Origin of the sequence: Serratia sp. CY76391 (assembly GCF_052166695.1) — a bacterium.
GTDB lineage: Bacteria > Pseudomonadota > Gammaproteobacteria > Enterobacterales > Enterobacteriaceae > Serratia > Serratia nematodiphila.
Window position 1 is genome coordinate 250,968 of record NZ_JBJNOJ010000006.1, and the last position, 11,686, is coordinate 262,653.

Annotated in this window: 11 protein-coding genes; 7 read left to right on the forward strand and 4 right to left on the reverse strand. The window is 64.9% G+C overall.

Features of this window, described 5'->3' with window-relative positions; all coding sequences use genetic code 11:
- Nucleotides 1–33: 33 nt before the first annotated feature.
- The 3 genes from ACJ8PN_RS12030 to ACJ8PN_RS12040 all read right to left on the reverse strand — a co-directional run bounded on the left by ACJ8PN_RS12030 (nucleotide 34) and on the right by ACJ8PN_RS12040 (nucleotide 3,117).
- Nucleotides 34–1,146 (reverse strand): class II histone deacetylase, encoded by a 1,113-nt coding sequence (locus ACJ8PN_RS12030; RefSeq protein WP_088381217.1) that lies wholly within the window; start codon nucleotides 1,144–1,146, stop codon nucleotides 34–36.
- A complete protein-coding gene (locus ACJ8PN_RS12035) occupies nucleotides 1,143–2,330 on the reverse strand; it encodes an MFS transporter (protein WP_351107479.1) in 1,188 nt (395 codons plus the stop codon). Before ACJ8PN_RS12035 ends, ACJ8PN_RS12030 begins: the two co-directional genes overlap by 4 nt.
- Nucleotides 2,331–2,469: 139 nt before the next feature.
- Nucleotides 2,470–3,117: a helix-turn-helix transcriptional regulator gene (locus ACJ8PN_RS12040; RefSeq protein WP_004933198.1), complete on the reverse strand. Its 648-nt coding sequence runs from the start codon at nucleotides 3,115–3,117 to the stop codon at nucleotides 2,470–2,472.
- A 482-nt stretch (nucleotides 3,118–3,599) separates the two neighbouring features.
- Between ACJ8PN_RS12040 and ACJ8PN_RS12045 the strand changes: the two genes are divergently transcribed.
- From ACJ8PN_RS12045 to ACJ8PN_RS12075, 7 genes are all read left to right on the forward strand, one after another.
- Nucleotides 3,600–5,312 (forward strand): arylsulfatase, encoded by a 1,713-nt coding sequence (locus ACJ8PN_RS12045; RefSeq protein WP_351107476.1) that lies wholly within the window; start codon nucleotides 3,600–3,602, stop codon nucleotides 5,310–5,312.
- A complete protein-coding gene (locus tag ACJ8PN_RS12050; protein WP_351107473.1) occupies nucleotides 5,309–6,493 on the forward strand; it encodes an anaerobic sulfatase maturase in 1,185 nt (394 codons plus the stop codon). Before ACJ8PN_RS12045 ends, ACJ8PN_RS12050 begins: the two co-directional genes overlap by 4 nt.
- A 129-nt stretch (nucleotides 6,494–6,622) precedes the next feature.
- Nucleotides 6,623–8,116 (forward strand): APC family permease, encoded by a 1,494-nt coding sequence (locus tag ACJ8PN_RS12055; protein WP_004933191.1) that lies wholly within the window; start codon nucleotides 6,623–6,625, stop codon nucleotides 8,114–8,116.
- A complete protein-coding gene (locus ACJ8PN_RS12060) occupies nucleotides 8,091–8,681 on the forward strand; it encodes a DUF3156 family protein (RefSeq protein WP_021505405.1) in 591 nt (196 codons plus the stop codon). Before ACJ8PN_RS12055 ends, ACJ8PN_RS12060 begins: the two co-directional genes overlap by 26 nt.
- Nucleotides 8,674–9,456 (forward strand): SDR family NAD(P)-dependent oxidoreductase, encoded by a 783-nt coding sequence (locus ACJ8PN_RS12065; RefSeq protein WP_015376525.1) that lies wholly within the window; start codon nucleotides 8,674–8,676, stop codon nucleotides 9,454–9,456. Before ACJ8PN_RS12060 ends, ACJ8PN_RS12065 begins: the two co-directional genes overlap by 8 nt.
- 11 nt (nucleotides 9,457–9,467) lie before the next feature.
- Nucleotides 9,468–10,265, forward strand: a complete 798-nt coding sequence (locus ACJ8PN_RS12070) for a MoaF C-terminal domain-containing protein (RefSeq protein ID WP_351107468.1) — start codon at nucleotides 9,468–9,470, stop codon at nucleotides 10,263–10,265.
- 4 nt (nucleotides 10,266–10,269) lie between these two features.
- Nucleotides 10,270–11,061, forward strand: a complete 792-nt coding sequence (locus ACJ8PN_RS12075) for an SDR family oxidoreductase (protein WP_351107465.1) — start codon at nucleotides 10,270–10,272, stop codon at nucleotides 11,059–11,061.
- A gap of 104 nt (nucleotides 11,062–11,165) precedes the next feature.
- Here ACJ8PN_RS12075 and hpaR read toward each other — a convergent pair whose 3' ends face one another.
- The gene (gene hpaR, locus ACJ8PN_RS12080; protein ID WP_004933183.1) at nucleotides 11,166–11,618 is read right to left on the reverse strand and encodes a homoprotocatechuate degradation operon regulator HpaR; all 453 of its coding nucleotides are present in this window, start codon (nucleotides 11,616–11,618) and stop codon (nucleotides 11,166–11,168) included.
- Nucleotides 11,619–11,686 lie beyond the last annotated feature (68 nt).

Consider the following 11,686-nt stretch of genomic DNA (forward strand, 5'->3'; position numbering starts at 1 on the left):
GGGCGCCGGATGCGGCGCCCGCTCGAGAGGGGATTACAGGCCGAACTGGCGCGCCAGTTCGTCGAGCGCTTCGCGCTGGAAGCGATTGAAGGCGTCGCGCGGCTGCTGTTGCTGGATGAACTCTAGCAACGGATCCTGCACTTCCGTGCGCACGCCGCTCAGCTGCTCCATCACCGCCAGCCCGCAGAACGGCACGTAGGATTCGGCGTAGCCGCCTTCATGCACCATCACCAGTTTGCCGCCGCACAGCCGGTCGGCGGCGTCTTGCACCAGCGCGGTCATGGCGCGGAAGCTGTCGCTGTGCAGCTGCATGCGCGCCAGCGGATCGAGCGCGTTGGCATCGTAGCCGCAGGCGACGATGATCAGCTCCGGCTCGAATTTTTCCAGCGCCGGGATAATGATGCGCCGCATCGCGTGCAGGTAGCCGTCGTCGCCGGCGCCGGCCAGCATCGGCACGTTGACATTGCAGCCTGCCCCGGCGCCTTCACCGCGATCCTGTTCGCCGGAATAGCCCGCCGGGAAGCAGCCGTCCTGATGCAGCGACAGCGTCAGCACGTCGCCGCGCTGCCAATAGATATGCTGGGTGCCGTTGCCGTGGTGCACGTCCCAGTCGAGCACCGCCACCTTGCCCAGGCCGTAGCGGGCCTTGGCGCGCTCGATGGCGATGGGAATATTGGCCAGGAAACAGAAGCCCATCGATTGATCCGGCAGGCAGTGGTGGCCCGGCGGGCGCGACAGCGCATAGGCGTTATCCAGCTCGCCCTGCAGCACCGCCTCCACCGCCGCGCAGGCCAGCCCGGCGGAGAGTTTGGCGATTTCATAGCTGCCCGGCCCCAGCGGCGCTTCCTCCCCCAGCAGGCCGCCGCCGCTGTCGCTCACCTGTTTGAAGCGCTGCAGGTAGTGGGCGGGGTGGATGCGCAGCAGGTCTTCTTCCGTCGCCGGTTCGGCGCTCAGCAGGGTGAGTTGGCGCGACAGGCCGGACACGTCCATCAGGTTCTTCATGCGTCGTTTGGTTTCCGGCGATTCGGCGTGGCCGGCGCCGGAAGGCGGTTGCACCCAGCCGCCGACCGGCAGGGTGGTGGCGTGCAGGCCGGTGCTGTGCCAGAAACAGCGTTCATCAAACAAGAAACCGGTTGTTCTTTTCACCTTTCTCCTCCTGTTATACGGCGCGGTGCGCGCGGTGAAGCCAGCGAAATCAACAGCAGCGACAGCAGCGCGCAGCCCAGCGCGCCGAACAGCAAGGCGTTGAAACCGCCGGAATATTCGATTAAAGAGCCGGCCAGCGTCGGGCCGATGGCCATGCCGCCGCCGATCACCAGGTTGATGCCGTTCATCAGCTTGCCGTCGTTATCCAACCCGGCGACCCGCGCCAGAATGAATGGCAGCACGAAGGTCCAGGTGAATTTGAACAGCAGGGCCGCCAGGGCGAAGCGCAGCAGCAGGGGTTGGCCTGTCAGCAGCGCCACGCTGGCCAGCAGCAGGGCATACCCCAGCACGATCAGGCGCCCGCCGCTGAAGCGCGCGCCGATCAGCGCCGCGGCGCCGGCGCCGACGATGCCGAGCAAGGTGGCGACGGCCAGCACCTGGCCGCTGTGGGCCGGCGACAGCCCGGCGCCGGCGGCGATGCCGCCGATAAAGGTCCAGACCGCGCTCAGGCTGATGTAAAAGGTCAGCACCGCCAGCACGGCGCACAGCTTGCGCGCCAGCGAGGCGGCGGAGCCGCTGCGTGCGGCGCGGGCGGCGGTAAAACCGCTGGGAAACGCCGGGATGAGCGGCAGGCAGCACAGCATGATGGCCGCCAAAATCAGGTAGACCGCCATCAGACCGAAGTGCGCGAACAGCGGCGGCAGCACCAGCAGCCCGACCGCGCCCAGCACCAGCTGGCCGAGCACCCAGAAGGCATACACCCGGCTGGGATTGGCGGTGCCGGCGGCGCAGGTGATGCACAGGATCATCAGGGTGCCGCCCGCCAGCGAGGCGATAAAGCGCAGCGGCAGCAGCAGGGTGAAATCCTGCACCAGCGCCGAAGCCAGGTTGCCGGCGATAAACACCAGCGCCGACAGCGTAGCGACCCGCCGCCAGTTGATGCGCCCGATCCACCACCACGCCGGCAGCGTGGCCAGGCTCATGGCGCCGAGTTCGGTGGAGAACAGGTGGCCGATCTGCGCCGGGCCGAGCTGCCACTGAGTCGCGAGCTGGGCGGCCACGGCGGGGGCGGTCATCAGAATGCCCGGCGCGATGGCGGCGAAGACGATAATGGCGGTCAGCAGCCGCGGCGGGCAGGGGAGCGCCGCGCCGACGGCGGGCGCGGAAACCGAATCACTGGACATAAACCTTTTCCCCAAGCGTTGAGTGACGATGAAATATCCCGCCCGGCCCGATTGCGGGCAGGGGGAAGCCGCGCCATAAATGGCGAATATGTTCTGGCGTTATTTTCCGGCCGTCGGCAGCGGCGGCCGTTATCGGGCGTTAACCGTGAGCGAGAAAACCGCCGGCGACCAGTTCGGTGCGGTTCACCACGTCGGTTTTGGCGAAAATATTGCGCATATGGGTTTTCACCGTAGACAGCGAAATGCCCAGCTTCAGGGCGATGCGCTTATTGCTGGCGCCTTCGCGCACCATGTTGACGATCTCTTGCTCTTTGGCGGTCAGCAGCTGCGCCTCGCTGTCGGGCAGCAGATCGCGCGTCGCCAGCTCGATCAGCGGCAGCACCGCGCGCAGGCGGCCGCGCTCCACTTCGGTAAACGGCGTATCGCGGATCAGCGACACCCCGGCGACGATGCGCTTACGCTGGCGAATAAAAATCTCCGTCATGTCGCGCATGTCGTTAGGCAGCATAAAGTCGTGGTAATAGCGGCGGTTGCCGGCGATCGCCGCCGGGCTCATGCCGACCATGGTGATGTCTTGCCGGTGGAAATTGGCCGGCTGCAGCGGGTCAATTTGCTGGAAGTGGTTCAGGTACTGCTGATGCGTTTTATCGGGCATGCCGTGCAGGATGTAGTGATCCGGCCGCAGGTCGCGATCGACCAGATAAAACACCCCGGCAGACACCGGGATCAGGTGCGTAATGGTCGCCAAACAGCTGTTGATAAAGGCATCGGATGCGGTGCTGTGCATGATTCGTGTTCCTCCCTTTATCGTTCAATCTGGAGAATGTTGGCGGTCAATATATGAACGATACAAGCATAGTTGTAGCAATTTGGCAACACAATAAAAACATATTAACAACGTGAGGCCGATTGCAATAAAATACATAAATAACAAGATGACACTGCGTTAATCAGGGCTTTTTCGTTCGGATTTATCGCGATTTTCATTAATAGGTTAATGAAATAATTCACCGCTTTTCCCGCTGAATTTACAGCGCTTTTCAATGCTTGCTCGGGTGAAGCTTTCGCCGCCCTGCGCGTGCTACAGCCGCCGCTGTCGTCGCCGTCCCTCGTTCTTAAGAACGATAGCCAGGCTTTTCCGCCGCTTTCTACACTGCGAATTGAAGATAGCGCCAGGCGGCGCCAAACGTATAAGACGAAAAAATGATGACCTTTCTCGGGCTGAGGCGTCGGGTTGTTCAGTCCGCATGACCATACAGGGGACGGACGATGCAGAAAAAAACGTTGGCGGTGGCGTTGAGCGGCGCCTTATCGGGCCTGGCTCAGGGGGCGGACGCCGATCGCCCCAATGTGCTGATCATTCTGGTGGACGACATGGGCTACTCCGACATCAGCCCGTTCGGCGGCGAGATACCGACGCCCAACCTGCAGGCGCTGGCCGAACGGGGCGTGCGCATGAGCCAGTACTACACCTCGCCGATGTCGGCGCCGGCGCGTTCGATGTTGATGACCGGCAACACCAATCAGCAGGCCGGCATGGGCGGCATGTGGTGGTATGAGAGCACCGCCGCGCAGCCGGGGTATGAAATGCGCCTGACCGACCGCGTGACCACGCTGCCGGAGCGTTTTCGCGACGCGGGTTACGCCACCATGATGGCGGGCAAATGGCACCTGGGCTATGTCGATGGCGCCAAACCGACCGATCGCGGCTTTGAGCGCGCCTTCGCCTTTATGGGCGGCGGCACCAGCCATTTCGATGATGCAAAACCGCTGGGCACCGTGGAGGCGTTCCACACGTTTTACACCTTGAACGGCAAACGCGTGTCGTTGCCCAAAGATTTCTATTCCAGCAAGGCCTATGCCGATCAGCTGGAACAGTGGATCCGCGAGACGCCGCAGAGCAAGCCCGTCTTCGCCTATCTGGCGTTTACCGCGCCGCACGATCCGCTGCAGGCGCCGGATGACTGGATCGCCAAATTCGACGGCAAATACGACGCCGGCTATCAGCAGGCCTATCAGCAGCGCATTCAGCGCCTGAAGGCGCTGGGGTTGATTTCCGATCGCACGCCGATGCCGATGCTGGCGCTGGATAAGGCCTGGAACGCGCTGACGCCGGAACAGCAAAAATATGAAGCCAAGACCATGCAGGTATACGCGGCGATGATCGCTTATATGGACGATCAGGTCGGCGCGGTGCTGAATACCCTGAAGCAGACCGGCCGTGACCAAAATACGGTGATCGTGTTCGCCACCGACAACGGCGCCAACCCGGCCAGCGGTTTCTACTACGGCTCGAAGCCGGAGTATTGGCGGCAGTTCGACAACAGCTACGCCAACCTCGGCCGCAAGGGATCGTTCATCTCCTACGGGCCGCACTGGGCCAACGTCAGCAACGCGCCATACGCCAACTACCACAAAACCACCAGCGCACAGGGCGGAATCAACACCGATTTCATCATCTCCGCGCCGGGGTTGAAGGGCCGCGGCGGTATCGATCGCACGCCGATGGCGGTGTATGACATCGCGCCGACGCTGTATGACTATGCCGGCATCGACGCCAGCAAACCGCTGAAGGCCAAACCGACGCTGCCGATGGTCGGCGTCAGCTTCAAGCGCTATTTCAGCGGCGAGGCCGACGGCGTGCCGCGCGCGACCTACGGCGTGGAGCTGCATAACCAGGCCGCCTACGTGGATGGCGTCTGGAAGCTGCGGCGGTTGGTGAAGGCCGGGCCGACGGCGCAGATGGCGCCGTGGGGGCTGTTCAACCTGCATGACGATCCGCTGGAGACGCGCGATCTGGCCGCCGCCGACCCGGAACGGGTCAAACGGCTGAGCGAGGCGTATCGCCGCTTTGCGCAGCAGAGCATGGTTATTGAAGCCAAAGGCGCAGCGATCGACTATCTCGGCGTCGACGCCAACACCGGCGACTATATCGGCCTGGATCCCCAGACCCACAAACCGTTGCCGCAGGCGGCGCCATGAACCTGGCCCAGCTGCACGCGCAGCAGATCCCGGTAGAGATCGAACCGCGCGCGGCGGCGCCTTTTCACCTTCTGGTGAAACCGATCGGTGCCGGCTGCAACCTGGGCTGCCGCTATTGCTACTATCCGCAGCGCCAGCAAGAGCGGACGCGCAAGATGGACGACGATCTGCTGGTGGAGTTTATCCGCGGCTACATCGCCGCTCAGCCGCGCTACAGCCGCGAGATCAACTTCGTCTGGCAGGGTGGAGAGCCGCTGTTGGCGGGGATCGGTTTTTACAAGCGGGCGCTGGCGTTGCAGCGCCGCTTTGCGCCGCCGGGCGTGCGGATCAGCAACAGCCTGCAGACCAACGGCACCCTGCTGAACGATGCCTGGTGCCGGCTGTTCCGGCAGCATCAATTCATCATCGGCGTCAGCCTGGACGGCGATCGCGAGGTGCAGGACGCCCATCGGCCGGACAAGCGCGGCGGCGCCAGCTATGACGCCGCGCTGCGCGGCATCGCGCTGCTGCAGCGCCATCAGATCGACTTCAACCTGCTGATGGTGGTGCACGACGGCGTCGCGGATCGCGCCGAGGCGATCTACGATCATGCGGTGGCGATCGGGGCGCGCTGTCTGCAGTTTCAGCCGCTGATGCTGGAAGGGGATGCGCCCGCCGCCGGCTATGGGCTGAGCGCCGCCAACTGGGGGCGTTTCATGCTGGCGGTGTACCGCCGCTGGCGCAGCCGCGGGCACGTCGGCCAGGTGTTTGTGATGAACATCGAACAGGTCTACGCGCAGTATTTCACTCACGTCAGCCCCAGCTGCGTGCACGCCGAACGCTGCGGCGGCAATCTGGTGATGGAGCCGGACGGGCGGCTTTACGCCTGCGATCATCTGATCAACGCGCAGCACCTGCTCGGCCATGCCGATCGGCAGACGCCGCTCGCCACCCTGGCGGCAAGGGCGGCGGAGATGCCGTTCGGCAAGAACAAAAGCCTGCGCCGCGAGTGCCAACGCTGCAGCGTGAAAAGCGTCTGTCAGGGCGGCTGCCCGGCGCATGTGGGCGAAGATCGCTACAACCGGTTGTGCGCCGGCTATTACGCCTTCTTTTCCGCGCTGTTGGCGCCGCTGCTCGCCTACCCGCGCAGCCCGCAGGGGGCGATGCAGTGGCGCGCCGCCGTGAGCGCTGCCGCAGGTTGAAAGCGTCTCGTCCTTAAGGACGATAGTCAGCATTTTCCTTTCCTCTCTATAGTGAGATGACCGCCGCTGGCGGTGAAAAACCTGCAAGCACCTGCATGCATCAGGCCAAAACTATAAGAGGAAATAACCATGAACCTGTCGTCGCGGTTGCACGCCCACCTGGCTCGAGGCAAGGTCGGCTTTCCCACCACCCTGGCCAGTTCGGTCGGGGTGATCATGGCCAGCCCGGTGATCCTGACGGTCACCAGCGGCTTCGGCATCGGCGGCGACACCTTCGCGCTGGCGATGCTGATCGCCTTCATCATGATGCAGGCGCAGCTCACCACCTTCTCCGAAGCGGCGGCGCTGTTGCCGACCTCCGGTTCGGTTTACGACTACATCTCCTGCGGCATGGGGCGCTTTTTCGCCATCACCGGCGCGCTGTCGGCCTACCTGATCGTGCACATCTTCGCCGGCACCGCCGAGACCATTCTCTCCGGCATCATGGCGCTGGTGAACTTCGAACACCTCAACACCCTGATGGAAAGCCACAACGCCTCCTGGATGGTCGGCGTCGGGCTGGTCGTCGTGTTCGGCCTGCTCAACGCGTTCGGCATCGAGGCCTTCGGCAAGGCGGAGATCGTGCTGACCTTCGCCATGTGGAGCACGCTGGTGATCTTCGGCATCGTCGGGCTGCTGTCGCCGCATGCGGTGCCGCTCGAGGGCTGGTTCGGCAGCACGCTCGATCTGAACGATCCCTTCGCGGTATTCAGCCTGATCGGCATGGCGATGTTCATGTTCGTCGGCTGCGAGCTGGTGACGCCGATGGCGCCGGAGATCAAACGCTGCGATCGGGTGATCCCGCGGGCGATGGCGCTCGGGCTGTGCGGCGTGGCGGTGTGCATGGCGCTGTACGGCGCAGCGCTCAGCCACCAGGTGGAAAACGTGGTAATCGACGCCGCCAGCGGCACGCGCCTGCTGGAAACACCGATGGCCATCCCGGCCTTCGCCGGCCAGGTGATGGGCCAGTTCGGCAAATACTGGCTGGGCGTCGGCCTGCTGCTGGCGGGCGCGGCGACCATCAATACGCTGATGGCGGCGGTGCCGCGCATTCTGTACGGCATGGCGCTGGACGGCGCGTTACCGCGCATGTTCGCCTATCTGCACCCGCGCTTTAAGACGCCGGTGGTCGGCATTCTGGTGGCGGTCCTGATCCCCTGCGTACATGCCTTCGCCATTCAGGGCAACCTCGACAGGATCATTCCGCTGGTGCTGGCGGCGGTGTGCGCCTGGGGCGTGGCCTACCTGCTGGTGACCTGCTCGGTGGTGCTGCTGCGCCTGCGCCGCCCCGATCTGCCGCGCGCCTATAAATCGCCGTGGTTCCCGCTGCCGCAGATCGTCTCCAGCGTCGGCATCGTGCTGGCCATCGTCTACATCACGCCGCCGGGGATGAACCCGCGCGACGTCTACATTCCCTTCGGCTGGATGATCGGCCTGACCGCCGCCTATGCGCTGTTCTGGACGCTGTGCGTGCAGAAAGTGAATCCGTTCAAGCCGGTGCCGGTCGAGCAGGTGCTGGAGAACGCGTTCGCCAAGGGCGAAAACGAGGAGGCGCAGTTTGATCGGCTTACTTCCCTCACTTAATCGCGCCTGGCGGCGAGCGCCGTCGGGCTATCGGCCGGGCGCCGCGCTGGATCGTCTGGCGCGCAACCTGGAACCCTACGCGTGCGAACGCCTGGCGCCGGGCCTGCTGCGGCTGACGCTGCCGCAGGGGCCGCAGATCGAGGTCAGCGAGCAGGTGCAGGGGCTGTTTATGGCGCATATCGTCAGCCACCGCTTTCGGTTACAGGGCGCGTGCGCGGCGCAGCCCCCGTTGACGCTGGACGTGGTGACCGGCGGTTGGCTGCGGCGGCGCGGCGTGCGCTATCTGCTGCGCCAGCGCCATGCGGCCGCGCAGCGGGTGCTGGCCGGCCTGCTGCGCTACCCGCAGATCGGCGAGACGCTGGCGCAGCTGGATTTTCGCCGCGTGCGGCTGACGGTGAACGACGGACGCTGGCAGGTGGATATCGAGCATTTCGCCGCGTCGGAGGTGGTCAGCCGTTTGCCGGCCGGCCGCCGCTATCTGCGGCTGGACGCCGAACAGCGGCGGCTGCTGTTGAGCAGCCTGCTGATGATCGGCCAACTGATGGAGAAGCTGAATCATGAATAGAGTGGTTGTGATTACCGGCGGCGGCACCGGCGTCGGCGCCGCCTGCGCCCGTCTGCTGGCGGCGCAGGGCGATCGGGTGTTCATCATCGGCCGCCGCCCGGAACCGCTGGCGGCGCTGGCGCATGAGATCGGCGCGCAGGCGCTGGTGGGCGACGCCGCCAGCGGCGAGAGCTGGGCCCACACGTTGCTGCCGGCCATTCTGCGCGACGCCGGGCGCATCGACTGCCTGATTGGCAGCGCCGGCGGCATGGGCTTCAAGCGCATTACCGAGATGACCGACGCGCAGTGGCAAGGGGCGATGGACAGCAACCTCAACAGCGCTTTCGCCAGCGCGCGCGCCTGCCTGCCGGAGCTGATCAAGAGCGGCGGCAACCTGCTGTTTGTCGCTTCGATCGCCTCGCTGGCCGCCGGGCCGGAGGTCTGCGGTTACGTCACCGCCAAGCACGCGCTGATCGGGCTGATGCGCTCCATCGCCCGCGACTATGGCCCGCTGGGCGTGCGCGCCAACGCGGTGTGCCCCGGCTGGGTGACCACGCCGATGGCGGACGAAGAGATGCAGCTGCTGATGGACGCCCATCAGATCTCGCTGGAGCAGGCCTACCAGATGGTCTGCCGTGACGTGCCGCTGCGCCGGCCGGCCAGCGCCGAGGAGATCGCCCGCGTCTGCCGTTTCCTCTGTTCCAGCGAGGCTTCAATCATTACCGGCGCGGCGCTGGTGGCCGACGGCGGCTCTACCATCGTCGATGTGCCGACATTGGCTTTCACTTCCCTGTAAGGAGCATTTCCATGAGTTCAGAAGCGGTATTCATTCAGGTTGGCGCGCTGGCGGAAGGCTTTGCGCCACACAGCAACACGCTGGAACACCAGCACGGGCTGGCGGGCACCACGCTGACGCTGCGTTTCAGCGACGGCGCGACGCAACGTTGCCGGTTCAGCGACGCGCAGACGCTGGAGTGGGGGGAGCGGCGCGGTATCGCCTATCGCGCCACCAGCATTCGCCCCGGCGTGCTATTCATCGATTTTCTCGATCCCGCCCGTGCCAACGCCAGCATTACGCTGGTATGCGACCGCAATCAGGGCAACTTCACCGCGGTGTACGGCCAACTGCCGGATGAAGCGCAGGCGCGGCTCGACGCCTTTAGCCGGGTGGAGCAGGGGCTGCCGCTGACCGCGGTCGAGGCTGAATTCCGCTTCGGCACGCTGGATGACGCCGACGTGGCGCCGCCGGGCTTTACCGATGAGCTGATCGGCATGCGCAACATGTACACCTACAGCCCGACCGAACGGTACGAGCACATCTACCTGAACGATAACTTCTATGCCTGGCAGTGTCTGGACGGGGTGGAGAAAGGGCTGGCGGACGTGGATCGCTGCCACTACGTGAAGGTGGCGGAGCAGCTTTATCTGTTTGTCTGGCGCGAGAAGATCATTCCGACGCTGGGCGTGGTGATGATCGATCTGCAGGGCATGCGCACCGACGGCAAGATCCTCGGTTATCAGGGCAGCGATTTCAGCGCGCTGAGCAACTTTGCGGTGGGCGCCCACGCGCAGGTGCTCAACACCACGCGCCACCCGCGAGGATAGGCCGATGAGCGCAACCTATGCGGCCGACGCGTTCGCCGGGCAGGCGGTGCTGGTGACCGGCGGCGCGCAGGGCATTGGGCTGGCGATCGTCAGTGCCTTCGCCCGGCTGGGCGCCGAGGTGACGATCGCGGACGTGCAGCTGCCGCAGGCGCAGGCGGCGGCGCAAATGCTGCGGGACACAGGGCTGAGCGTGCAGGCGCTGGCTTGCGATCTGGCCGAGCCGGGGCAGGTCGCCGAGCTGGTGGCGGCGGTGGGCGAGCGGCACCAACGGCTGGACGTGGTGATCCACAACGCCGCCTATTTTCCGCTGACGCCGTTCGCCGCCATCGACGCGGCCCTGCTGCAACGCACGCTGAGCGTCAATCTGATGGCGCCGTTCTTTCTGGCGCAGGCGGCGCTGCCATGGATGCGCCGCGCCGGCGGCGGCAGCCTGCTGGTGACCTCGTCGGTGACCGGCCCGCGGGTGGCCTACCCGGGGCTGGCGCACTACGCCGCTTCCAAGGCCGGGGTGAACGGGTTTATTCGCGCGGCGGCGCTGGAGCTGGCGGCGGAGAACATTCGCGTCAACGGCGTGGAGCCGGGGATGATCCGCACGCCGGCGATGGCCAACCTGGGCGACGCGCAGGTGAATCAGGCGATCGCCGCCGCGGTGCCGCTCGGGCGGCTGGGGGAACCGGAAGACATCGCCGCGGCGATGGTGTTTCTCGCCTCGCCGGCGGCGGCCTATATCACCGGCCAGACGCTGGTGGTGGACGGCGGCGCGCTGTTGCCGGAAACGAATGCTCCGCTTGCTTGACGCAGCCACGCACCCCAGTCGCTTACTTGAGTAAGCGACTGGGGATTTACGCCTTGGCCGCCTGGCTGCAACGCCAATTAATGTGAGAATTCCGCTGGGTTAAATCACTGCTTGGCGGGATGCGCGGTGACGTTGGCGGGCAGGCTGTCGCCCAGGGTGATCAGCTCGTCCAGCAACGTCATCAGCTGGTCCATTTTCTGCCGCGAGAAAGCGGCTTCAATCTCGGCGTAGCCCTGTTCCACCTGGTGGCGCGCCACTTCATACAGATCCTGACCCTGCTGGGTCAGCGACACGTACAGCTTGCGCTGATCGTTGACCGGCTTGAGGCGGAAGATCAGCTTATCACGCTCCATGCGCGACAGAATGCCGGTCAGGCTGGGGCGCAGGATACAGGTTTCCGCCGCCAGCTCGTGGAATTCGATCGAGCGGCTGTTGGCCAGCACGCGGATGATGCGCCACTGCTGTTCGGTCAGGTTGTGGCTCTTCAGGATCGGGCGGAAGAACCCCATGGCGGTTTCACGCGCCTGCAGCAGAGCGATGGTTAACGATTCATGCATAAGTTTGGCCTTAGCTATCAAGGTGTTCGCTGTTACGGCGCTCGTTATGGGGGCGCCTGCCCCGCAAA